General features: G+C 63.5%; 17 protein-coding genes. 13 read left to right on the top strand and 4 right to left on the bottom strand.

Annotation, left to right across the window (positions count from 1 at the left end; translation table 11 throughout):
• Nucleotides 1-3 precede the first annotated feature (3 nt).
• From JS541_RS02695 to JS541_RS02715, 5 genes are all read left to right on the top strand, one after another.
• Nucleotides 4-2,139 (top strand): glycoside hydrolase family 36 protein, encoded by a 2,136-nt coding sequence (locus JS541_RS02695; RefSeq protein WP_214372908.1) that lies wholly within the window; start codon nt 4-6, stop codon nt 2,137-2,139.
• A 17-nt stretch (nt 2,140-2,156) separates the two neighbouring features.
• Nucleotides 2,157-4,694 carry an alginate lyase family protein gene (locus JS541_RS02700; RefSeq protein WP_214372909.1) on the top strand — a complete coding sequence of 846 codons (2,538 nt, stop codon included), beginning with the start codon at nt 2,157-2,159 and terminating at the stop codon, nt 4,692-4,694.
• Between the two features lie 137 nt (nt 4,695-4,831).
• Nucleotides 4,832-6,493 carry a glycoside hydrolase family 43 protein gene (locus JS541_RS02705; RefSeq protein ID WP_214372910.1) on the top strand — a complete coding sequence of 554 codons (1,662 nt, stop codon included), beginning with the start codon at nt 4,832-4,834 and terminating at the stop codon, nt 6,491-6,493.
• A gap of 162 nt (nt 6,494-6,655) precedes the next feature.
• The gene (locus JS541_RS02710; protein ID WP_214372912.1) at nt 6,656-7,543 is read left to right on the top strand and encodes a TIM barrel protein; all 888 of its coding nucleotides are present in this window, start codon (nt 6,656-6,658) and stop codon (nt 7,541-7,543) included.
• 391 nt (nt 7,544-7,934) lie between these two features.
• The gene (locus JS541_RS02715) at nt 7,935-9,254 is read left to right on the top strand and encodes an AAA family ATPase (protein WP_214372914.1); all 1,320 of its coding nucleotides are present in this window, start codon (nt 7,935-7,937) and stop codon (nt 9,252-9,254) included.
• Here JS541_RS02715 and JS541_RS02720 read toward each other — a convergent pair.
• The 3 genes from JS541_RS02720 to JS541_RS02730 form a co-directional block, all read right to left on the bottom strand.
• Nucleotides 9,221-10,297, bottom strand: a complete 1,077-nt coding sequence (locus JS541_RS02720; RefSeq protein ID WP_214372915.1) for a VanZ family protein — start codon at nt 10,295-10,297, stop codon at nt 9,221-9,223. The two genes, JS541_RS02715 and JS541_RS02720, sit on opposite strands and share 34 nt — an antisense overlap.
• Before the next feature lie 195 nt (nt 10,298-10,492).
• Entirely contained in the window at nt 10,493-10,804 is a 312-nt protein-coding gene (locus JS541_RS02725; protein ID WP_214372916.1) for a type II toxin-antitoxin system RelE/ParE family toxin, read from the bottom strand.
• Nucleotides 10,797-11,081, bottom strand: coding sequence for a type II toxin-antitoxin system Phd/YefM family antitoxin (locus JS541_RS02730; RefSeq protein ID WP_214372917.1), 285 nt, complete (start codon nt 11,079-11,081; stop codon nt 10,797-10,799). The genes JS541_RS02725 and JS541_RS02730 overlap by 8 nt, the downstream gene beginning before the upstream one ends.
• 426 nt (nt 11,082-11,507) lie before the next feature.
• Here JS541_RS02730 and JS541_RS02735 point away from each other — a divergent pair, with 426 nt between their 5' ends.
• The 7 genes from JS541_RS02735 (at nt 11,508) to JS541_RS02760 (ending at nt 22,303) form a co-directional block, all read left to right on the top strand.
• Nucleotides 11,508-12,437 carry an ABC transporter permease subunit gene (locus JS541_RS02735; protein ID WP_214372918.1) on the top strand — a complete coding sequence of 310 codons (930 nt, stop codon included), beginning with the start codon at nt 11,508-11,510 and terminating at the stop codon, nt 12,435-12,437.
• Nucleotides 12,438-12,475: 38 nt separating this feature from the next.
• The gene (locus tag JS541_RS02740; protein ID WP_240539218.1) at nt 12,476-13,477 is read left to right on the top strand and encodes a carbohydrate ABC transporter permease; all 1,002 of its coding nucleotides are present in this window, start codon (nt 12,476-12,478) and stop codon (nt 13,475-13,477) included.
• Nucleotides 13,478-13,563: 86 nt separating this feature from the next.
• On the top strand, nt 13,564-15,249 hold the full coding sequence (locus JS541_RS02745) for an extracellular solute-binding protein (protein WP_214372919.1): 1,686 nt from the start codon (nt 13,564-13,566) through the stop codon (nt 15,247-15,249).
• 123 nt (nt 15,250-15,372) lie between these two features.
• Nucleotides 15,373-16,053: a DUF624 domain-containing protein gene (locus JS541_RS02750; RefSeq protein ID WP_214372921.1), complete on the top strand. Its 681-nt coding sequence runs from the start codon at nt 15,373-15,375 to the stop codon at nt 16,051-16,053.
• A 94-nt stretch (nt 16,054-16,147) separates the two neighbouring features.
• Nucleotides 16,148-17,497 (top strand): alpha/beta hydrolase, encoded by a 1,350-nt coding sequence (locus JS541_RS14715; RefSeq protein ID WP_240539219.1) that lies wholly within the window; start codon nt 16,148-16,150, stop codon nt 17,495-17,497.
• On the top strand, nt 17,382-18,113 hold the full coding sequence (locus JS541_RS02755) for a substrate-binding domain-containing protein (protein WP_240539220.1): 732 nt from the start codon (nt 17,382-17,384) through the stop codon (nt 18,111-18,113). The genes JS541_RS14715 and JS541_RS02755 overlap by 116 nt, the downstream gene beginning before the upstream one ends.
• 413 nt (nt 18,114-18,526) lie before the next feature.
• Nucleotides 18,527-22,303 (top strand): hypothetical protein, encoded by a 3,777-nt coding sequence (locus JS541_RS02760; RefSeq protein WP_214372924.1) that lies wholly within the window; start codon nt 18,527-18,529, stop codon nt 22,301-22,303.
• Between the two features lie 136 nt (nt 22,304-22,439).
• Here the strand turns inward: JS541_RS02760 and JS541_RS02765 are convergent, their stop codons facing one another.
• Entirely contained in the window at nt 22,440-23,543 is a 1,104-nt protein-coding gene (locus JS541_RS02765) for a LacI family DNA-binding transcriptional regulator (RefSeq protein ID WP_214372926.1), read from the bottom strand.
• Nucleotides 23,544-23,925: 382 nt separating this feature from the next.
• Here JS541_RS02765 and JS541_RS02770 point away from each other — a divergent pair, with 382 nt between their 5' ends.
• A complete protein-coding gene (locus JS541_RS02770) occupies nt 23,926-25,194 on the top strand; it encodes an MFS transporter (RefSeq protein ID WP_214372928.1) in 1,269 nt (422 codons plus the stop codon).
• Nucleotides 25,195-25,278 lie beyond the last annotated feature (84 nt).

Consider the following 25,278-nt stretch of genomic DNA (forward strand, 5'->3'; position numbering starts at 1 on the left):
ATCATGCGAACCATTCTCGCAACCGTCACCTGCGGCGATCTCGCCGCCGTCTACCGCCGCGACGAGACCGGCGTCGTCGAACTCGTACTGTCCCCGGCCGGCAAAACCGCGGACATCGTACGCGACGACTGCGCCGCCGAACCGCTCGTCCAAGCCAAGATCATCGGCGACGACTATCCGTTCGGCTTCAGCCAAGGCCGCACCATGCGTAACGCGACCACCGTCACCAAGCACATGACCTACGGCGAACCGACCGTAAGCCGAGACGAGACCGCCGGCAACGTCACCGTCACGACAAGTATCACCGACGACCGCGGCTGGCACTACGAGCACACGCTCACCATGACCCCGGCAAGCCGCGCCGCCGAAATCCGCATGGCTGTCGTCAACGACTCCGCGCGGCCGGTCACGTTCGAAATGCTCTCCAGTTTCACGCTCGGCTCCCTCTCGCCGTACTCCACCGGACTCGACCCGGAAAACCTCACCCTGCACCGACTGCGTAGCACGTGGAGCGCCGAAGGCCGCGTGCTCTCCCAGCCGGTCGAAGACCTCGAACTCGAACCGAGCTGGCAGCAATACAGCGCGAACTCCGTGCGTTTCGGCTCGATCGGCAGCTTCCCGGTACGCGAATGGGTGCCATTCGTCGGAGTCACCGACCGACGCGCCGGCGTCACCTGGGCGGCGGCGACCACGCACGCCTCCAGCTGGCAGATCGAAGCATACCGACGCGACGACGGACTGAGCCTGTCCGGCGGCGTCGCCGACCGCGAATTCGGCCAGTGGACGCACACCGTGCGCCCCGGCGAACGATTCGACGCGCCGTACGCGGTCGCCACGGCCGTCGTCGGCGGCTTGGACGAAGCCGCACAGGCGCTCGCCGGCAACGTGCGCAAGGACCTGCACACGCCGTCCTGCGAGGACCGGCTGCCGGTGATCTTCAACGAATTCTGCTCGACATGGGGATGCCCGAGCGAGCAAAGCGTGACCGAACAGCTCGACGCGGTCAAGGCGCTCGGCGTGGAATACTTCGTGATCGACGCCGGCTGGTTCGACGACCAGGCGTTCGAATCGGCCAGCAGATTCGGCAAGTGGGAAGTCAGCAGGACCGCGTTCCCGCACGGCATGAAAACGGTCGTCGACCGTATCCACGAGGCCGGGCTGAAAGCCGGCATCTGGTTCGAATTCGAGATCGCCGGACGCGAGGAACCCGACTGCTTCAACAAGGCCGAATGGCTCCTCAAGCGCGACGGCCTGCCGATCACCTCAGGCAACCGCCGCTGGTGGGACATGCGCAACCCCGAGGTGCGCGAGTATCTGGCGCACAAGGTCATCGATTTCCTGCGCGATAACGGTTTCGACTACATGAAGGTCGACTACAACGACACGATCGGCATCGGCTGCGAGACGCCGGGCGACCCGCACGCGTCGCTGGGGGAGGGACTCTACGACCAGATCCAGGCGTCGCAGACGTTCTTCCGCCGCATCCGAGAAGAACTGCCGGACCTCATGATCGAGATCTGCGCGTCCGGCGGCCACCGTCTCGTGCAGAGCTTCATGCGAATCGGCGCGATGGCCAGCTTCTCCGACGCGCACGAATGCGACTACATCCCGGTCGTCGCCGCGAACATGCACCGCATGATCCTGCCGCGCCAATCGCAGATCTGGGCCGTGGTGCGCGACGAGGAACCGGACGACAAACTGTACTACCAGATCAGCTCCGGACTGCTCGGCCGCTTGTGCTTCAGCGGTGACGCGACCGCGTTCGCCGGCCGCAAGAACGAGATCATCCGCGACGGCGTCGCGTTCTACCACGAAGCCGCCCCCGTCATCGACCGCGGCGAATCCCATTGGTACGGGCCGCGGCTCGGCAGCTACAGTCGGCCGACCGGCTGGCAGGCCATCGCACGCGACGGCGAAACCGGCACGGCGGCCGACGGTCGCACGCTCGTCGTGCTGCACACGTTCCACGATGCGCCGTCGACGATCACCGTGCCGGTCGACGGCAATGACGACGCCGCCGCGCGCATCGCCCGCACGTTCCACCGCGACGGCATCGCCGTCACGCTGGACGACACCATGCTCACCGTCTCCGGCCTTGCCGACTTCGACGGCGTCGCCGTACTGCTGGACGCGAAATGATCAGGAAAGGAGCCGACATGGTCGATCGCACCGTCAGCAACGACTATCCCACGCAGGAACAAGCCGTCGACCGTATCGTGCGCATCCGCACCGGCGAAGGCGACTGGGTCGCGCTCGGGGAGGCCGGCGATCTTACCGTTACCGCCGATCGCGGGCGCGCCGAACGGTTCGCGCTGTACCGTTGCGCGTACCTGACCGCAACGACGCTGCCGCTCGACGGCGCGCAGTCGGTCAGCTATGCGATCCGCAGCGTATCGACCGGCAAATACCTGACGATCCAGAACTATTACGCCGAACCGGGCAAGCCGCTTGCGCGCACCGGCGCGATCGTTGCCGCCGACTTCGACCGGCAGCCGCCGTATTACGTCAGACGCGGACTCACGTTCGTCGTCACCGCGAGCGCGCCGGACGTCTACTGGAACGAACGGTTCACGATCGCCGACCAGCCGGACGGTTCGGTCGTCATCGCCAGCCACGCCGACGACCTGCGCGACGAACCGGACTGCGCCGCGTTCCCGATGCGGGTCACGCTTACCGGCGCGTACGTCGACTACGGCAACGTCGCCGTGCAACGGCTCTATCTCGAGAATGTCTCGGACGATGACTCTGATTCGATGCCGGATGATCGCCCGGCATATTCCTCCGTCATGTCGACCGGGCATGGCCTTTCTCCTGTCATTTCGGCCGGAGCGAAGCGGAGTGGAGAAATCTCTTCCGCTCACGACGGTATGGAGACGAAGATTTCTCCGCTCGCTTCGCTCGGTCGAGATGACAGTGATGGAACTGCGCATGATCGAGATGGCCGTGAGCGGCTTGCGCCCGGTCGAGATAACAGTGAGTCTGTTTCCGAGATCGCCGCCGGCGACGGCACGGCGATCGACCTGCCGCGAACGTTCGCGCATCCGGGGGTGAGTCTGTCGGCCGCGCAGCTGACGGCCATGCGCGATCACGTGCGCAACCGTGAGCGGCCGTGGTACGCGGACTGGTTGAGGCTGACGACCACCGTGCCGAACGACATGGCGTGCGAACGCTATCAGCCGACCTTCCGCGAAGGCGTCGGCCGTGGCGACCCCGCCGGCTCCGGACACATCGGCGACTGGGAGATGTCGTGCGCGGCCGCCTACTTCAACGCGCTGCGCTGGGCGGTCACCGGCGAGGACCGGTACGCCGAAACCGTCACGCGCATCATCGACGGCTGGGCGCGCACCCTGCACGTGATCGACGGGCGCGACCGCATTCTCGGCGCGTCGCTCGCCACGATCAAACTCATCAACGCTGCCGAAATCGTCCGCTACTTCGACGGCGGCCATCCGAGCCTGACGGACGGCATCTTCAAGGCGTATCAGACCATGCTGCGCAACGTCGTCTACCCGGTCGTGCGCGACGGCGGCGCACCCATGAACGCCAACGGCAACTGGGACGTGGCGCCCATGACCACGCTGCTCGCCATCGGCGTCGCCACCGACGATCCGCGCATCTTCGCGCGCGGACTCGCCATGTACGCAAGCCCGTACTGCAACGGATCGATCGTCAACTACCTGACCGACTGGGGGCAGAGCGTCGAATCGGCGCGCGATCAGGCGCACGGCCAGCTCGGCATCGGCGCGATGGTCGACGCCTGCGCCATCGCCGAACATCAGGGCGTCGACCTGTGGAGCCTGTACGGCAACCGGCTCGCCAAAGCCGTCGAATGGTGCGCGCAATACAACCTGTTCGCGGGCGACGGCGAGCTTCGCGCCGTGCCGCTTTCCGGCATCTTCGGCTACTTCGACGACATCTCCTACTGGGACCACATGGAGGAGCAGGGCGTGTACCGCGGCCAATTGCGGCCGATCTACGAGACCGCGCTCGCGCACTACCGCGGCGTTCCCGGCGTCGACGTGACGTGGATGGAGCGTGCCGCGCGCGCGATGCGGCCGGAAGGACTGGTCCACTTCGACAACCTCAACTTCTCTACGCTCACCTGCTACAACGGGCCGGTCGAGACGGCTGATACGACACCTCGCGTCCGGCTGCGCACACAGATCGAACCGTGGTACCAACGGACGTGGGCCGCGATCCGCGCATGCGGTTCGGTGCCGTCCAACGCGCTGGCCGACGGGGTGGTACCGGCGGGACTCGACACGGAAACCATGCCGTCGTACTTCGCCATACAGCCGGACGGTTCGCTCGCCGTGACGGCACGGCGTCGCGACGCGGCCGTGCTGCGCGTCGTCGACCACGGCGACGGCACGGTGTCGCTGATCGACACGGCCGACGGCCGCACGCTGACCGTCGGCGACGAACTGCCGGACGGCGGCCGCGAACTGAGCATGGCTGCGGCACCTGAGCTGGATAATCCGCCGCAGATCGCGCGATTCGCGCTGCGCAGCTGGGGTATCGGACCGATGTGCCTCGCGTGGAACGGACGACTGGTCGAGATCGTCTCCGACGGCGACGATCCGCACGAACCCGCGCGTCGCACACTGCGACTGCGACTCGGCGCCACGCCGGACGGCCGCAACACCGACACCACCCCCGCCAACTGGCTCACCTTCATCTACGAATCCGACTGACAATGTGTCATTTCGACCGAGCGTCAGCGAGCGGAGAAATCTTTCAGGATGCGTCATCCAGGCAAGATTTCTCGACTCCGCTTCGCTCCGCTCGAAACGACAAGCACACCCACGTCACACCAAAGGAGCTGACACCAATGACCACGATGATTACCAACCCGATCCTGCCGGGCTTCCACCCCGACTCGAGCGCGCTGCGCGTCGGCGACGACTACTACATCGCCACCAGCACGTTCGAATGGTGGCCGGGCATCGACATCTACCATTCCAAGGACCTCGTCAACTGGGAGTGGATCGCCTCGCCCGTCAACCGCGAATCGCAGGTCGACTTGCACGGCAACTACGATTCCGGGTCCCTGTGGGCGCCGCACCTGAGCTACGCCGACGGCAAGTTCTGGCTCGTCTACACCGACGTAAAAACCTACGCGCCGTTCAAGGACACGCTCAACTACGTCATCACCGCGCCGGACATCCGCGGCCCGTGGAGCGAACCGCACTTCCTGACCGCCTCCGGATTCGACCCGGCCATCTTCCACGATGACGACGGCCGCAAATGGTTCCTCAACATGCTCTACGACTACCGTCCGGGCCATCAGATGTTCGCCGGCACCGTCATCCAGGAATTCGATCCGACGACCATGAAACTCATCGGCGAACGCAAGCACTTCTACAAGGGCACCAAGCTCGGCGTATGCGAAGGACCGCAGATTCTGAAACGCGACGGCTGGTACTACCTGCTGTGCGCGGCCGGCGGCACCGGCTACATGCACGCCGCCACCGTGGCCCGCGCCCGCTCGCTCGAAGGCCCGTTCGAGGATTCGCCGTACACGCCGCTGATGACCACGCGCGACGAGCCGAACAACCCGCTGCAGAAGTCCGGCCACTGCTGCTTCCTCGAGATCGGCGACGAATGGTACGTCACGCAGATCTGCGGCAGGCCCCTGACCGAACGCGGCAACTGCACGCTCGGCCGCGAAACCGGCATCCAGAAGATCTACTGGACCGAGGACGGCTGGCCGCGACTGATCAACAACACGATCAGCCCCGACCTCAAGGTTCCGGCCCCCGCCATCGCGCAGGGCGTCGTGCAGAAGACCGACCACTCCGAACGCGTCGAATTCGAGGTGGATCGTGCCGCGCAGGCTTGCACGCCGCTCACGTCCGTGACCGATCCGGCCATTCCGCCGAGCCTGAAGACCCTGCGCGGCGCGCTTACGGCCGAGAAAGACTATTCGCTCACCGCGCGCCCCGGCTGGCTGCGCCTGTACGGCGACCAGTCGCTGCGCTCGCAGCATCATCAGACGCTGTTCGCGCGGCGCTGGGAGGCGTACGACTTCGATGCGGAGACCGTGCTCGACTTCGATCCGACCAACTATCAGCAGATGGCCGGGCTGATTTTGTACTACGACACGCAGAACTGGATCTACGCGTATGTCTCCTTCGACACCGAGGGCACCGACAGGCGCATCATCCAGATGCTGCGCTGCGATCACGAGAACCTTGAATACGGTTCCGAGGCGATCGCCCTCGAGAACGGTCCGGTGCGCATCCGCGTGGAGGTCCGTCACGACAAGGCGCACTTCCGCTTCGCGCAAGGTTCAGACATGTACGCCGACAACGCCGTGTGGCATGCGATCGGCGGCGCCCAGCCGGCCGACCACATCAGCGACGACTACGTCGAGCGCACGATCAAGGGCTGCGCGTTCACCGGCGGCATGGTCGGCCTGTGCGCCCAGGACATGGATGCCAAGCAGTCGCACGCCGACTTCCAATACTTCGACTACCAGGAACAACACTAAGTCGTCTCTCGGCCCCCTCGGCTGAGGGGGCTGTCAGCGCAGCTGACTGGGGGAGCGTAGATGCTGAAACACTTCGGAGTTTCTGACTGCGCTTCGTCTCATTGCGTTTGACGGCCCTTCCAACTGGGGAGCGAACAACGACCTCAACGAAAGGAAACAATCATGACATGGGAACTGGCCGCGTCGACTCTCGGCGCACCGTATGACACGATGGACGAACTCGCCAAGACCTTCACGGCGACCGGCGTCAAGCAGATCGAAGTCGCCGTCGGCGACGAGATGAAGTTCACGATGACCTCCACGGACGACGAGCTCAAGGCCATGCGCGACGAACTGGCCGAAAAGGCCGGCGTGACCATCTTCAGCGTCGACTCGCGCGTGCAGGTGTGCAACACCGACCGCGAGGACGACGAACTGGTCGAAAGCCTCGAACACTGCCTGCACATGGCGTCCGTGCTCGGCGCCAAGTACGTGCGCGTCTTCCCAACCGCGCCGCTCGAGCCGAGCTGGGACCCGGACAGGCTTCCCGGCATGGTGCTGCCCAAGGGCATGAACCTCGCCGGAGTCTCCAAGCGCGGCGCCGAGATCATCGCCCGCGCCCTGCCGACCGCCGACAAGCTCGGCGTCCAGCCGCTCATCGAAACGCACGACAGCCACGCCAACGGCGAGCGCAATGCGATCATCCACTACTATCTCGATAAGATCGCGCCGGGCAACCAGGCCGGCTCGATCTGGGATCTGGCCCACCCGTGGCGTGTCGGAGAGGCGCCGGCCACCACGTTCGAGTACCTGAAGCCGTATCTGGTCGGTGGTCGCGGTCTGGTGCAGATCAAGGACTGCGCGTTCCCGGGCGACCAGACCCCGGTGCTGCAGGGCACCGGCCGCGTGCCGCTGGCCGAATGCTGCAAGCTCCTGAAGGACGGAGGCTACACCGGTCCGCTGTCACTGGAGTGGGAGCGTCGCTGGTATCCGCAGGTCGAGCCGCTCGAGGAGGCCCTCGTCGCCGCCCGCAAGGCCATCGAAGCTCTGCCCGCCGAATCCCAGCTGTGATCCTGCGTGGCTGATCCGGTGCGCTGAATCCGCTGTAGCTGACCGGTCGCGCCGAATCCGATGTGCGGCGCGACCGGTCAGCTATCGTCCGCCGATCCATCAGGCCGTAACTCAACAAGACAACGAGTCCGTCATTGAGTTACGGCCTTTTTCTGTCTCCGAAACGGCCGTAACTCAATGACGGGGCATCGATCGTACATGAATTCGTCATGTTGCGGAAAGTGTCGGAAAGTGTCGAAATAGGCTTGTTGAAAATGGTTAAAAGTGTAAAAAACAAGTATATGAAATTATGAAAAATGCGAAAAACGGGGTAGTCAAATTGTAGAAAAATGCAATCAGTCGTAGTATGTACATGGGCCCATACGATACGCGGGTGGAAGGCATCTGATACATGGCATTGAAACGCAAGGCGTACGAACGCTTCGAGTCCTGGAAGCGGGACAAGTCGAAGCAGGCGTTGCTGGTCACGGGCGCTCGTCAGATCGGCAAGACGTATCTGGTGCGCGAATTCATGCAGGCGCATTACCATAGCCGAGTTGAGATCAATCTTGCCGATGACAGTGCGGCACGCTCGTCGTTCGCCGCAGCGACGGATGCAGACGATCTGATGCTTCGTATTTCCGTGGCCGCCAGCATTCCGCTGGTGCCTCACGAGACGGCCATATTCCTTGATGAGATTCAGGAATGCCCGAATGTGATGGAGCATATCAAATTGCTGATCGACAAGGGCGAGTATGACTTCATTCTGTCCGGCTCGCTGCTCGGGGTGAAACTGGAAGGCGTGGACGCGTTGCCTGGGGGATATCTCACGCAGGTTGAGATGTTCCCGCTGGATTTCGAGGAGTTCTGCTGGGCCAACGGTCTGCCGGAAGAAGCATGGCGGATGGCGCGCAAGGCATTCGCCGATCGCACGCCGGTGGCGGATTTCATTCATGAACGGTTGCTGAAGCTGTTCCACCGCTATTTACTGGTCGGCGGCATGCCCGATGCGGTCAACGCGTTCCTGAAGAACGGCACCATCGATCAGGTGCGCGTGTCTCAGTCCGAAATCATCCGCGTATACAAACGGGACATCGCCAAATATGCGCCCAAGGAGAACCGGCTGGTCATCCAGAACATCTACGACCTTGTTCCCAGCGAACTGACCGGCACCAGCAAACGGTTCAAGTTCAGCTCGATCGAGAACGTCAAGCGGTTCGATCAGGTGACGGACGAATTCCTATGGCTGATCAATGCGGACGTGGCGATCGCCACGTATAATGCGACGGAACCAAGGCATCCGTTGCTCATCTCGAAGAACGACAGCCGGTTCAAGCTGTTCTATTCCGATGTCGGACTGCTGACCGGTACGTTCATCAAGCGCGCATCCATCGATCTGCTTGACGGCAAAACCAACATGAATGTCGGCGGCGTGTATGAGAACGCGGTGGCGCAGGAACTCAACTCGCATGGATTCGTCACGTACTACTGCGCCAGCAAACGTATGGGAGAACTTGATTTCGTAACCGAAACGGCCGACGGGCGAGTGCTGGTGTTCGAGATCAAATCCGGATCGTCATATCGGACCCATGCGTCGCTCGATCATGCGCTGGATTCGCCGAACTGCGGCATAGACGAGGCCTACGTGCTGGCGGAAACGAACGTTGAGATCGTAGGACGGGTGACATACCTGCCGATCTATATGGTCGCCATGTTCGACGTCGATGATTGAACGTCGGCCGGCAGCAGGTCGTAGGGCATCTGCTTCTTGACCCAGTAGAAGATGAGCAGCGCGAGCGTGAACAGGCCGGCCTGCGGAATCAGGCGCATGAAGATCACGATCACGAACACCGCCGTGCGTACCGCATAGAACAGCACGCGCCGCCAGCCGGAACGCGGCCTCGTCTCGCAGGTCATGTGCGTGAACCCGCCGCCGAGCGTGCGTCCGCCGCGCATCCACGGCACCAGCAGCTCGAAGACGAGCAGGGCGACCAGCGTCACCATGTCGGAGAACGTGACCTCGTTGCCGAACACATGGCCGACGACCGGAATCGACTGCCACGTCGCGATGTCACGCACCACGACCATGTCGTACAGCACCGTGGCGAGCATGGTCGTCGGCATCGCCACGGTCGTGATCACCGTCAGATCGATCACGTACGCGATGCAGCGGCGCAGGAATCCGGGCTGCGTTACCGTCGTCAGATCGTTCGCGCGCGGCGGCACGAGCCGGTCGAACAGCCGCGCGCCGGCGTAGCCGAGCAGCGCGCCCAGCGTGTTCGTGATCAGATCGTCCACGTCGAACAGCCGGTACGAGCACGGGTAGAAGCCGAGGAATCCCGTCAGCTGCAGCGTCTCGATCATCAGGCTCGTCGCGAATCCGACCGGCAGCGCCGCGGCGAGCGGCCAGCGGAAGACCCGGCCCATGATGAATCCGAGCGGCAGGAAGAACACGACGTTCAACGCGAGCTGCATGATCGCAGCCAGGCCGTCGGCGCGGATGTCGCCGATGAACTGCAGCGGGTTGAGCTGCGGCGTGAGATGATGCGCGGCGCAGTAGGCGACCGGGTCCTCGGGCATCGGGTAGAGCGTGAAGCACAGCAGGCCGATCGCGTACAGCACCGTGCCGTACGCGACGAGCGTCTGCGAGAATCGGATGCGGTTGTAGCGGTGGTACAGCAGTGCCAGCACCGGCACCGTGAGTGCGGCCGACACGAACGGCCACAAGACGACCGCCAGCATGAACGGCCGGCTGAAATATGCGATGTATCCCATGATTCTCCTCGTTTCTCATACGGCACACGGTGTGCGATATGCGTAATTGCCGTATGTCGTGTTCCTCTTCGCTCACTGTAGCCGATCGTGCGCGGGAAGGTGCTCATGCGTGGGGATGAACGGCAGCGGTATGCCGGTGAGACGGTCATCCTTCAGAAGGAGATCGCGGGGATGCCGAAATGGCTTGTGGAGCCGTCAGCGTAGATGTCGGGCCAGGTCCCGTTTGGCGTAGATGACTCTGGCGACGGTGACGGTAGCGGCTGCCTCATCGACCCAGTAGAACACCGCGTGATTGCCGACCATGACGCGTCGATATTCGTGCCGGAGTGGGCGGATTGGAATGTACAGGGGATGCGAATGCGGATAGTCGGCGAGTCCCTCGATTGCCACGTTCAGGTTAGTCGCTAACGTTTCCGCTGTATGCGGGCTTCCCAGTTCCCGCACGATATAGGAGACTGCCTCGTTCATATCGGAGACGGCTTTCGGCAGGATCTCCACTTTATACACGTTTGGCTCCGTCGATCGCGGCTCGCATGGACGCCATTGTCTCCTTGGGGTTGAATCGTTTGCCGGTGGTTTCGGCCTCGCGCTCGCCTTCGAGCAGCATGTCGTATATGTGACTGTCGAGCTGTAGGTTTTCGTATGCTTCCATGCTGAGCACCACCATGTCGCCGAAACCGTTCTTGGTAAGGAACACGGGTTTCCCTGTCTCGTGCACGATGCGGGATACGTCCGCGAAATTGTTGCGTAGATCCGATACGGGGCGGATCATCTGATCGGTCATAAGGATCACCTCCGTTTATCAATTTAGCATAATTGTGCTAAATGGATGAGGGGAGATTCGCGTGGGTGTCGAAGTAGTCTTCTGTGCTGTCGATAAGTGAGTAAACGGTTACGTAATGGCATATGAAATAACGGTTTGTAGTAGACAACGGTGAGTTATCGTCGGCAATAATGAATCGTGTAAAAAATTTGAGAATTCCTAAAAAACAGCAAAAACAGTTGATATTGCAACGATGGTTACGCAATCACGGTAAGCGCTTACCGGCGTGTCGCGACGATGATGAGTTGTTGCGTAACTAGTTACGTGATATGGTGATAACCACAGAACGAAAAGAGCTGAAAAGCACACGATGTTTGTGTGGTTTGACACTCCAGACGGCTTGGCGCGACGAAAGCGCTGAGTGCATGTTCTCGCTGAGGAGGATCAATGGAACAGGTCAAAGCGACCCCAAGGTTTTTGACGCACAGCTGGCGCCTGCTGTACATGGTGTTGCCGTTCGCCGCATTCGTGCTCGTATTCAACTATCTGCCGCTGCTGGGCTGGTACTTCGCGTTCGTCGACTACCAGCCGGGCGTCGCCCCGTGGGATATGCCGTTCGTGGGACTCAAATGGTTCCAGTCGATCGTCTCGTCGCCCGAGCAGATGCGCACCATCGGCCGCGTGATGGTCAACACGCTCGGCATGAGCTTCCTTGGACTGGCGTGCAGCGTCCTGCCGCTGATCTTCGCGATCCTGCTCTATGAACTGCGTTCCAGCAAGCTGCGCCGCGTGGTGCAGACCCTGACCACCGCGCCGAACTTCGTCAGCTGGGTGCTGGTCTACGCGCTCGTCTTCGCGTTCCTGTCCGTCGACAACGGCGTGGTCAACAATCTGCTGGTCGACTGGGGCGTCATCAAGCAGCCGATCAACTTCCTGTTGAGCTCCGACCACATGTGGCTCAAGATGACCGCGCTGGGCATCTGGAAGTCCATCGGCTGGTCCGCGATCATGTACCTTGCCGCGATCAACGGCATCGACCAGGAGCTGTACGAGGCCGCGTCGATCGACGGCGCGAACCGCTTTCAGCGCGCCATCCACATCACCGTGCCGGGTCTGCTGCCCACGTTCTTCGTGCTGCTGCTCATGAGCGTCGCGAACATCATCAACACCGGCATGGACCAGTACTTCGTCTTCTCGAACGCCATGAACAAGGACGCGCTCGAGGTCCTCGACCTGTACACGTACAACATCGGCATCTCGGGCGGCAACTTCTCGTTCGCCACCGTGATCTCCATCTTGAAGACCGTCGTCTCCCTGGCGCTGCTGTTCTCCGTGAACGGCATCTCCAAGAAGGTCCGCGGCAACTCGATCTTCTAGTCCCGGCATACGCAGGACCAAGCAAAGGAGCATTCACTATGTCTGCACAAGCAGTTTCCGCAGCCGCGCCGCTGGCCGGCAAGAAGACGGCCAGGAAAGGGCTGTTCGCCGCCAAGGCCGGCAGGAAGTCGTCCCGCAACCCGATGGACCAGCTGTCCGCAGGGGAGAAGGTGTTCAACGTGTGCAACACCATCTTCATGCTGTTCATGGCGTTCATCTGCTTCTACCCGTTCTGGTACATCTTCGTCAACACGATCTCGAACAACAAGATGAGCGCCGACGGCGAGATTCTGTTCTGGCCCAAGGGCATCCACTTCGACAACTACAGGACGATCTTCGAACTGCCCGGCATCGCGCACGCCACGCTCGTCTCCGTGCTGCGCACCGTGATCGGCACCGTCCTGTGCGTCGCGGTCTCCGCGTTCCTCGGGTTCATGATGACGCAGGTCAAGATGGCCCACCGCCAGTTCGTCTACCGCTTCTTCGTGGCGACCATGTACGTCAACGCCGGCCTGATCCCCGGATACCTGCTGTTCAACTACCTCGGCCTGTTGGACAACTTCCTCGTGTACGTGATCCCGGGCGCGGTCTCCGCGTTCAACATCGTGCTTGTCAAGACGTACGTCGAGTCGTCCATCCCGCAATCCTTGCAGGAGGCCGCCGAGATCGACGGCGCCGGCACATGGACCGTGTTCTTCAAGATCGCGCTGCCGCTGATGGGGCCGATCCTCGCCACGCTGGCGATCTTCTCCGCGGTCGGCCAGTGGAACAGCTTCATGGACACCGTCCTGTACGTGACCGACGACAAGCTGCAGACCCTGCAGTACGTGCTGTACCGCTACCTGTCCCAAGCGCAGGCGATGGCGAACATCATGGCGCAGTCCGGCGGCGACGCCTCCAGCATGGCCGCGACCGGCGTGACTGCCCAGTCGGTCAAGCTCACCGTCACGATGGTCACCGTCCTGCCGATCTTCATCGTGTACCCGTTCATGCAGAAGTACTTCGTCAAGGGCATCACGATCGGAGCGGTCAAAGGCTGACAAACGTCCCGTCCATAACCCAACAACAACCTGTCGCGGGGCCGCAGTCGACACCGCGTGTAACACCCCAAAGAAGGAGAACAACCATGAACAAGAAGTCGATCGTCCGCCTGAGCGCGGCTGCGGCCGCGGCGGCCATGCTCGTACCGCTGGCGGCATGCGGCAGCAGCACTGCGGGAGGCAACCCGAACGAGATCACGATCTTCACCCAGGGCGCGACCTACGAAGGCAAGCTCGACGGCTACGTCGGCAAGGGCATCAAGGACGCGACCGGCCTGAGCGTGAACGTCGTGCCGACCTCCGTTGGCGGCACCGACCGCTTCCAGACCAAGCTCACCACCGGCAACCTCGGCGACCTCGTGCTCTACGGCAGCCGCGACGCCCTGAAGCAGGCCATCGACGCCGGTCAGGCGCTCGACCTGACCACCGTCAAGGACCAGCTGCCCAACGTCTTCCGCTTCACCGACGCCGTCAACCGCATGAAGAAGCTCGACAACGGCAAGGTGTACGCCATCCCATCTGGCGTCTCCGAAAGCGCCGATCTGTCCAAGGGCGACCCGGTCAACGTGCCGGCCCTGCGTTACGACTACTACAAAGAGCTCGGCTCGCCGGACATCAAGGACTACTGGTCCTACAAGGACGTGGCCGAGGCGATGGTCAAGGCCCACCCCAAGACCGAGAAGGGCGACAACTTCTACGCGCTGAGCCTGTTCGGCGGCTGGGACGGCAGCGCGGCCGAGCAGATCCGCTCCATCGCGTACGCCGACGGCTGGGTCAGCAACGACGGCATCAACGGCTACACGTTCATCAACATGGACCCGATCCACAAGAAGGTCCAGCCGCTGCTCGAAGACAACAGCCTGTACCTGCAGGGCCTCAAGTGGGCCAACTCCATCTACCAGGACGGCATGCTCGACCCGGATTCCGCGACCCAGACCTGGGACGACTACCTCAAGAAGGCCGAGAAGGGCCAGTCCGCCATGTGGATCTACGGCTACATGGGCAACCTCAACTACAACCCGGTCAACAAGGACATGACCGCCCAGAACAAGGGCTATGAGCGCGTCTCCAACGACAGCCTCAACGTCGCCGAGAACGTCTCCAAGATCGGCGGCACCGAAGGCTGGTTCTGGGGCGTCACCAAGAACGCCAAGAACCAGACCGGCGCGCTGAAGTTCCTCAACTGGTTCTACAGCGACAAGGGCTCCTTCACCTTCGAGAACGGCCCGGAGGGCGTGCTGTGGAAGATGAACGCCGACGGCAAGCCGGAGCTCACCGACCTCGGCAAGGGCGACTGGGGCGCCTCGGTGCCTCAATCCGATGGCGGCGGCCACGTCAACGAGACCTTCAAGGCCCGTGTCAACGGTCCGTCCATCAGCGTCAACGCGGTCGACCCGGCATACAAGTCGGTGTCCGTCTACAACCAGTGGGACACCTACCTGACCGACAACGCCAGCTCCCTCGACAAGGAATGGTCCGCCGACCATGACGGCGCGATCAACATGAAGGCCGCGCTCGTCAAGGAGAAGAAGGTCACCGCCTTCCAGGCCAAGGACGTCCCGCAGCTCGAATGGAGCAAGGAGGACCAGGTGGTCGGCAAGTCGGTCGGCGACGTCATCAAGCAGTACTCCTGGAAGATGATCTACGCCAAGAACGACTCCGAGTTCAACCAGCTCGAGAAGGACATGATCACCAAGGCCAAGAACCTCGGCTACGACAAGCTCGTCGCGTTCGAGACCAAGTACGCGCAGAACTACTTCGACGCCGAGTGATCTGAGCTCGATATCTCAGGACTCCCCTTGCCCCGGTGGGGAGGGGAGTCCTTCTTTCGTATACGAACGTCACGCACGCCGGTTGCAATGGTCGGCGGTCAACACAGGGAAAGGAACCCGATCATGAACCGTCAGGCAGTCGCGCAGAAGGTGTACGAGATCACGTTGCTGATCTCGCGTCTCGCGCTCATGAACCTCATGTGGATCGCGTTTGCCGCGCTCGGCGGCATCGTGTTCGGCATCGTGCCGGCCACCGTCGCGATCATCGGCGTGTTCCGCGCCTACGAGCGCGAAGGCGACGCGTTCCGCTGGAGGAGCCGCGCCTGGCAGCTCTACAAGGCCGCGCTGCGCCGGTTCTGGCTCGTCTCGCTCCTGTTCGTCGCGCTCGTCGTGAGCCTCACCTTAAGCATGTGGGTGCTCAAGTACCAGAACGGTCCGTGGGCCGTGCCGGCGGTGGCGCTCGTTTACATCGTCGCGCTCGCGCTGCCGTATCTGGCGGCGAACGAAGCGAACTTCGAGCTGACGATCCCCGCGCTCATCAAGAACTCGCTGCTGCTGCCGGCCATGTGGACGCTCACGTCGATCAAGATCCTCACCATCGAGGCGATCACCGTCGTGCTGTGCGCGCTCTTGCCCGGTCTGATCCCGGTGATGTGCGTGAGCGTGTCGCTGTTCGTCGTCTCCGCGATCATCACCGCACGCTGGAACAAGCAGCTGCGTCTGCTCGGCAAACCGCAACTACCGATCGCCGACGAACAGCGTGCCGATACCGGCAAGTCCGCGATGACCGCGGCCGCGGCGTGAACCGACGGTCGCCGCGAACGACGAACCGATAGGGATTCCCGTACGGCAACGCCGATTCGATACCGATCCGATACCCGATACCAAGAGAGGAATCATGACTGAACCAACATACGTCGTGCTCGTCCACGGATGGGCCGGCTCGCCGGCCGTGTGGAACGGCATCGACTGGCCCGACGACTGGAACGTGCACGCCTATACGCTGCCCGGCCACGCCGAGCGCCGCGACGACGGGCCGTTCACCATCCCGTCCGCCGCCGAAGACCTCGCCGACTACATCCGTCGCGTGGTGCCGGCCGGCAAGCAGGCGCTGCTCATCGCTCATTCGATGGGCGGCCAGCTCTCGCTCGCCGTACACGCGAACCATCCCGAACTCGTCGCCGGCGAAGTCGTCATCGACCCCGCCTACGGCGCGATGGGCGAGGAGGCGAAGCCCGAATACCACGAACGGTTCCTGAACGTGATGCGCGAGCATCCGACCGACACCGTGCTCGGCTTCATCGAAGGCGCGCACTCGCCGTCCATCCCCGACGCGGTGTGGAACGGCGTGCTCGACGACGTGCGCCGCGCCAACCCGCAGGCGCTCGTGGACTACTACGTGTCCGAATATCTTGCACCCGGCGCGTTCGGCATCTGCGACGCCACGGTACCGGTGGCGAGCCGGCGCACCAAGCCCACGTTCGGCATCTACCCGGGACTCGAACGCGCGTTGTTCGAACGCTCCTGCGGCACCGGGGACGTGACCGTGTGGAGCGGCGGGCACCGGCACTTCCTGTTCCTCGAAGACCCCCGACGCTTCCGCGACGAGGTCGTCGGCTGGGCGATCTCGCGCGGACTGTACGTGCCAAGCGTGCCAAATCCGGTGATGAAGACCGCACGGGCCGCCTGGCCGGCCGGCCGTCGCAACTTCCGTCGTTATCCGATTGACCAACGAGGCGATTACCATGTCGAAACCAGTTACGTACACCGTGCGAGGCAGGGGGAGACGAATCGTGGCCGATCAGACCAACGGCGATGCAGCCGCATCCGATCCCGACAAGCCCAAGTCCGGTCCGGCGAAAACCGGGCCGCTCAACATCCGCGACATCGCCAAGGCCGCGGGTGTCTCCGTCGCATCCGTCTCACGCGCGCTCAACGGCCAGCCCGGCATCTCCGAGGCGACCCGACAGCATGTGCAGGCCACCGCGAAGGCGCTCGGCTACGTGCCCAACATCCACGCGAAGGCCCTGACCACGCCGCCCAACTCGGTCACGCTCGTCGCCTCGACCATCACAGGCGGCACCTACGCCGACATGATGGCCGCGGTGGATGCCGAGGCCTATCGCCAGGGCATGTCGTTCCGACTGTTCTCCACCCAGTCGAAATCGCTGTCCGGCGACGAACTGGTCGAACAGCTGCTGGCCCAACGCTCGCGCATCGTCGTGATCATGGAAGGCTCCATGGGTGACGAGACGTTGCGGGCGTGCGGCGAGCAGCTCGAACGGGGCGGCACGTCGGTGGTCGCCCTGGCGCGTCCCCGGCTCGACCTGCCACACAACATATCCGTGGTCGACTACGCCAACGAATCCGGCACCGCCGACCTGACCCGGTACATGATCTCGCTCGGCCACAGGAAGTTCCTGTTCGTCGGCCGGCGGCGCAACGAACCCGTGTTCGAGGCGCGATACCGCGGGTTCAGAACCGCGTTGCAGGAGGCCGGCATCCCGTACGATCCGCAGTTCGACGTGCCGTACAGCTGGAATCGCGTCGAATCGGCGGCCGGATTCATGACCGCATGCCAGGCGGGCGCCGATTTCACGGCGGTCGTCGCGGTCACCGACGAGGTCGCGCTCGACGTGATGCTCATGCTGCGCAAGATGGGCAGGCGGGTGCCGTTCGACGTGTCAGTCGGCGGATTCGACGACATGCCGTACGCGGAAGGGCTGATCGTGCCGCTGACCACCGTGCGCGCGCCGTTCGCCGAAATGGGGCGCAGCGCCGTGCGACTGCCGTTGGCGGGGGAGCGGGACATCATCCTGCCCACCCAGCTCGTGGTGCGCGAATCCGTCATGCCGCCGCGGTGATATCGGATCGCGCCAGCCAGATCGGCGATGCGCGGGTCCGGTCATCGTCGTTGCCGATTCCTGGCGTGATGTTTTTGCTAGTACCTTGCGGATACTAGCAAAAACATCACGGAAAACAGTATTGTTGCGTGACATATCTGCTAGCACGACGCCGGTACTAGCCCGAACATCACGCAAAGGGGGCTGTTTGCGTGATGTTGTGGATAGTTCGGTGCCGGTACTCGCCGGATTGTCACGCAAGGAGATTCGTATGCGTGACATCCGTGCGGGTTCGGCCGCGATACTCGCATCAATATCACGCATATGGCTATTTACGAATGGTCATCGGCCGCATGGCCGCATGCGACCGTGCCATACGAACGCGCATAGCCGCGCATTGAATTTCGGTCACTACAGACCAAAGGAGCAACCTCATGCGATACCTACCAGAACAGACCATGATCGACGTGACGCAATGGGAGCGCGCCGAAGCGCCCGCCGCCGTCACGTTCACCCATCCGAACCCGCACGGCAAGCACCTGTGGGACGTGCACGGCTTCCTCGAAACGAACGACCATGCGGCCGACGTGCTCGACTGGTACGGTCTTGAACTCGCCGCCGACGTCGACGCGCCGACACCCGTGACCGTGACGCTCACCTGCTCGCTGTGCCGCAACCCGCGCGAAGAGGCGCTGCCGAAGGTCACGGCCGGCGCGGTGCTGACGCCGGGCGTGCCCACGTTCGTGCCGTTCACGCAGTTCTCGTTCGACGAGGGCATGGGCGTGCTGCCCAAGGGCGTGGTCACCGTGTCGATTGCCGCGGACGTGGCGGATGATTCGTCGAGGATCGCGCATGATCTGACCGCCGTGCGGTTCATCGCCGCCCGCGAACTGCTGATCGGCTGCACGGTGCGCGGCAAGGCCGTCGACTGCGACGACCCCGACGCGACCGTCTCGTACGACATCGACCTGGTCAACATGCTCGACCGGCCGCAGACCGTCACCGCGACCGTCAAACGTCACGGCAAGGAGGTCCTCGCCACCGAACTGTCCGTCGTCGAACGGCAGCCGGACGACAACGCGACAACGGCAACGTCGTCCGCGTCATCGCACGCCGCACCATCCGCCAACCTGCCTGTCACGCTCGCGCCGCACGAACGCCGCACCATCCGCATGACCGTCCACTCGTCCGACCGGCTCGCCCCCTACGGCCACGAAGACCAACGGCTCGTCGTCACCTCGGCCAGCGGCACGACCCAATCCATGCGCTTCGTCACCGCGCGCAACGCCGACGACTACCGCACCACCCTCACCCGCGCCGACATCGAAGCCATCAAGCACAAGATCGCCACGCAACCGTGGGCCAAGGCCGCCTACCAGCAGCGCTACGAACAGGCCGCGAACTGGGTCGTGCCCACGTTCGACCCGCACGCCGACCATCTGTTCCCCACGCGAAACTCCGACGAGGCGTACAACTGCGTGCTCGTGACGCTATTGAGCGGCGAGCGCCGGTTTGCCGAGAAATCCGCGCTGTTCCTGCGCGAGCTGGTCTCGCTGGACGGCTATTTCCGCACTATCAAGGGCGGCAGCCAGGAGTTGGTGCACGAGGGCGAGTTCTTCAAGTTCGTCGCGTTCACGTACGACCACATGCGTGACCTCGGGTTGCTGACGGACGATGAGGAGGCGCGGCTGCACCGGTGTTTCCGCATGTTCATGGAGATCATCCGCTGCGAGATGATGAAGGGCAAGCTGTCGAACTGGCAGCTGTGCGAGCTGCAGGGCTGCATCGAATGTGCGGCCGAAATGCAGGACATCGAGGCGATGGGCTACTTCATGCGCTGCGACGGCGGCATCTTCGATCATCTGTCGCGCGGCGTGCTCGACGACGGCTGGTGGTACGAGTCCGCGATCGGCTACAACTACCTCGCGATGGGCACGTTCCTGCAGCTCATCACCACGGTCGACAAGTGGGGGTTCAACCTGCGCGACGCCCAGGTGCCGGCAAGCTACAGCCGGTTCGGCACGTATGACGATCCGATGCTGCCCGCATCCGACCGCATCGACGGCCTGACGACCGAGATCTGGAGCCGGTTCACGCACAACACGCGTTCCGTCAAGCAGCTCGTGGATTCGCTCACCCCGTTCTTCAGCCATGACGGCGTGATCTTCGGCATGAACGATTTTACCGAGGACTGCGCACCCGCCTACCAGCTCATGGACCCGCGCTACGACCTCGCGTACCGCATCTACCGCGAGCCGTCGCTGCTGCCGCTGCTGGCCACCGTGCCGCCGGAGAAGCGCGACCTGTGGTATGGCGTGGACGAGCTGCCGGCGGTCGATGCGGCCGTGCTGTCGGCGTTCGGTAAGTCGGTGACCGCGCCCGTGGCCGGCATCACGATGCTGCGCTCGCAGAAGGACGGCCGTGATCTGGACGAGCAGTATCAGGTGACGGTCAAGACCGGCGTGCTGGGCGGCGCGCACGGCCATTACGACCGGCTGTCGCTCAATTCGATCCGCCGGTTCGGCAAGAACTTCTACAATCCGGAGAACGTCTGGTATTCGTACCACACGTTCATGTACAAGTTCTACGTGCAGAACTCCGTGACGCACAACATGGCGCTCGTGGACCTGAAACAGCAGGACCCGGCCGGCTCGACCCTGCTGCAGTTCCGCTCCGACAAGGCCCTGCAGGTCGCGGTGCATGAGATCGAGACGCGCTGGTGCAACCCGCCGTACGGCGGCTGGGTCGTGACCTCGGGCGCCGGTTTCGCCGAGCAGGCGTGGATCGAAGGGCGGTCGGTCACGTTGCCGGCCGCAGGTGAGGACGGCGGCGCGGTGCCGAAGTACGCGTCGCGCAGCGGCTACACCGAGCCGATCACGCAGCGTCGCGCCACGCTCGTGACCGACGACTACATCGTGCTCGTCGACTATCTGGAAGGCGAGTCCGAGCACCAGTACGACGTGCTCATGCACGTCAACGGGCTGCGTTCGATCACCGGCGAACACGGGGGAGTGGCCGCGTATCCGTGCGACGATCCGACCGACCGCGATCATTTCGCGTACTCGACCGGTACGGCTCCGGACGGTGCGCCTGATCTCGCGTACCGCGGCATAGAGCCGAAGCTCGACCCGTCGCCGCTGTCCAGCGGACAGTTCATCACCGACTGCCACGTCTTCGGCGCTCGCGGCACGGTGAAGACGTCGTTCGCTGTCGACATGACCAAGTTCAACGGCGGCAAGTGGATGACGAACACGCGCTCCGACCACAACGCGCCCGGCATCATGCACATGGACGTGTGGTCCGTGACGCCGACCGCACGGCAGATCGTCGTCGGCTGCGACCCCGAGTACTACCAGATCCAGCAGAAACTGCATTATGCGGTGTTCGCGGGGGCCGTCGCCGGGTCGTTCGTCAAACCCGCGTCCGTGGACGATCTGGATGCGGCGGAGGCCAGCGCCGCGTTGGCGGTCGATGCCGGGTCCTCGATGCTGGTGATGGCCGACGACGCGTTCACGCCCGACCGGTACGTGGGCGCCCAGCCGCTCGCATCGGGCAAGTTCGGCGCGTGGATCTTCGGCTCCGGCGACGTGGACGTGGCCGTGCCCGCCGGCTCGACGTCGCTGACCCTGCAAACGGTAAGCGACGAATCGTTCGTGGCCGAAGAGAACGAGCACTGGCCAGCCGTACCGGCCCTGTTCTGGGGCAACGGCATAGTCGAATGCACCGACGGGGCGCGCGTGCCGATCCGCTCCCTGCCGTACACGGTCGACAATACGGTGCCGGTGCCGGTAGACGACCGCGACTACGAAGGCGGCCCGGTCAAGATCGACTCGCACCGCATGACCACCAGCATCCCCGCCACCCCGGTCGACAAAAGCGCGCCCGCGCTCGTCCATGTCGATCTGACGGCCGATGCCGTCGTGTCGCACGGCGGTGCGGTCCGGTTCACCGCGACCGTCGGCGCGGACTATCCGATCGGCGACGAACGCGACCGCCGCCGCACTCTCGACATCCGCACGCATGGCCGCACCGCAAGCTTCGTCACCGTCATCGAACAGCATGACGGCACCCCGCAGGTGCGCTCCGTGCATGAGACCCCGACGGCCGACGGTCGCGGCGGCGTCATCGAAGTCGCGCTCGCCGACGGACGCACCCAGCGCATCACCGTCTCCGACCTCACCCTCGCCCACGCCGACATCAGCATCGCCTGACGGGCGTCATTCCCACCACAAACGGCCGTAACCGAGTCCATTCCCGCATACGGGGATTCGGTTACGGCCGTTTTGTTGCCGAAAACGACCCAGGTTGAGTCCGCGTCGATACAAGACTCGGTTATGGCCATCGTGATCAGCGATCGGCCGAAGACGGATCGCGGGGAGCTGCAATCGATGCTCGGGGAACAAACGTCACCGGGAAGACCGGATGATCGCCCAATTCGACCGGCAGTCGCAGCGCGAGGCGGGCGGCGTAGTCGCCGACCTGCTCATATGGCACGCCGACGCTGCTTAACGGCGGCGTGACGGTATCGTCGGTGGACAGATCGTCGAATCCGGTGACGGACAGGTCGTCGGGCAGCCGCAGCCCGAGTTCACGGGCGAGTCGGTACACGCGGTATGCGGCGAAATCGGTGACGCAGACGATCGCGGTCGGCCGACGGTCCCGATCAAGTGACAGCAACGCACGAATGGCCGGATCGAGAGCCTCGCCGACATTGGCGGATTCGAGCACCAACGGATCGTCGGCATCCGTCATGAACCCCCGTCCGCGCATGGCGTCCTGAAACCCGAGAAAGCGCTCATGGGCGCTGGTTCGCTCCTCGTATCCCAGAAACGCGATGCGCCGGTGACCGGCGTCCAGCAGCGCGCGAGTCGCCAAGGAAACGCCGTACCGCTGGTCATAGGAGACGGAAGGCACGTCGTCCAATCCCGCCATGCGGGGACTGCCGCACAGCACCAGCGTCGCATGCACCGCGGCGAGTGTGTCCCGATAGCGGGTGAAGCGTTGGAGGCACGCCTCGTCCATGCTGCGCGAACCCACCATCATCACGCCGGCGGCGCGTTGTCTGGCGAGCGTGGACACCGCGTCCTGCGCCGCCTGCGGGTCGTTGCGCGTCGCGTTCATCAGCAGCATGGCGTCATGTTGCTTCGCCACCAGATCGGAACCTTGCGCGATGCGGGTGAACGGTTCGGCGAGGAACGCGGTGGTCATGAACGCCAGTGTCTTCACGCCCACGCCCATCATCGACTGGGCGAGGCCGTTGACCACGTAGTTGAGTTCGCGTGCGGCCTGCTCCACGCGGATGCGGGTGCCCTCGCCGATGCGGGGATTGCCGGCCAGCGCACGCGATGCGGTGGAGACGGACACGCCGGCGAGCCGGGCGACGTCCTTCATCGTCGCGCCGCCGCTGGCGCGTGGGCCGGACGTGACCGATGGGGACGTGAACTGTGTCATTGGATATCGCTTTCCTCAGCATTGCGGTGACGCCTGTACGAATGTCGCATACGGTGTCGATCGGCGACGTGTTGCGGTGGGGCGGATCGATGATGCGCGCGGTACAGGCCTGCTATGTTGCGATTATGGCCGATGACCGAGGCGTTTGCAAGCGTGCGGCCGATCGTGTCGAACAACCGGGGGATGTTGGCGCATCCATGCTCTGACGAACTGCGAAACGCCGATTTGCAACTAGTTGCACAGTCTTGTATATTCATCTTCTGGAAAGCGCTTACCGAGATGTTTCGATAAGTGCGTGACATCGACCGGCAAGCCGATGGCGGAACCGGGAGACAAGAGTCGATAACGACCGACACTATCCGTACAGCAAAGGAGCGGACTGATGAGTTCTGCAATAAGCGACACTATGGATACGGCGCAAACCGCCGTCCAGGGCCCGAAGGACACGGGCAAGTTCCCCTGGCGCCCGTCGATGGCGCAGTTCTTCGCCACCATCGGCTGGTATGCGCCGTTCTTCGGCATCTCCGCCGCGCTGCTGCCGGCGAAGCTCGCTGCAGTGGCCCCCGACCAGAAGGCCGACCTGCTCGCCCAGAGCACCACGATCGCCATGTTCATCGCGATCTTCGCGGGCGTCATCTTCGGTGCCCTGTCCGACATGACCCGCACCCGCTGGGGCGGCCGCTCGCCGTGGATCATCCTCGGCGCGATCTTCGGCACTATCGGACTGCTCGTCTTCGCGTTGAGCTCCAACATCGTCGTCGTCATGCTCGCCTGGTTCTTCTACGTGGTCTGCTACAACGCGATCATGTCCGCCGGCATGGCGTGGATGCCTGACCTGATCCCGGTCAAGTACCGCGGCTCCGCGTCCGCCATCTTCGGTGTCGCCACCCAGATCGGCCTGAACGGCGCCCAGTCGCTCGGCTCGCTGTTCATCACCAACGTGCCGACCGGCGTGTTCGTGCTGCTTGTCATCTCCGACATCCTGCTGTTCATCGCTGTCGTCGTGTGCAAGGAGCCGTCCAACCTCGACAAGCCGCGCGGCAAGTTCGACGTCTCCCAGTTCAAGGACTTCCTGCCCCCTATGCACGCCGGCCGCGACTACTGGTTCGCCGCGTTCGCCCGCTTCATGTTCATGATGCCCGGTGGCATCGGCACCTACCGCCTGTTCACGCTGACCGACTACATGCACCAGTCCGACGCCGACGCCGCGAAGTGGATGAGCTTCATGGCCCTGCTCAACCTCATCCTCGCCGTCGTCTCCGCCGCCATCGCCGGCCCGCTCGCTGACTTCTTCAAGACCATCAAGATCCCGTGCGCGCTCGCCGTGTTCGCGGTCGGCATCCCGTGCTGGCTCCCGTTCTTCATCCCGAACCCGCTCATGTACACGATCTACGTCGCGTTCTCCGGCCTCGGCGGCGGCATCTTCATCTCCCTCGACCAGGCGCTCATGACCTCCGTGCTGCCGAACAACGAAACGGCCGCCAAGGATCTCGCGTTCCTCAACGCGGCCGGAACCGTCGGCCAGCTGCTCGCCCCGCTGCTCGCGTTCGTCGTGCTCAAGGCGTTCGGTTACGCGGGCCTGTTCCCGATGGGCTTCATCGTGCTCACCCTTGCCGCGATCTCGATCTTCGGCATCAAGCAGATCAAGTAAACGGCTCGGCGGCCCGCCGAGTGCATGCGCGACGGGCCGTCTTCCTATAATGGAAAGCGCTTGCCGCAGTGGTATGGAGCGTAA

Source organism: Bifidobacterium sp. SO1 (genome assembly GCF_018555335.1).
Taxonomy (GTDB): Bacteria; Actinomycetota; Actinomycetes; order Actinomycetales; family Bifidobacteriaceae; genus Bifidobacterium; species Bifidobacterium simiiventris.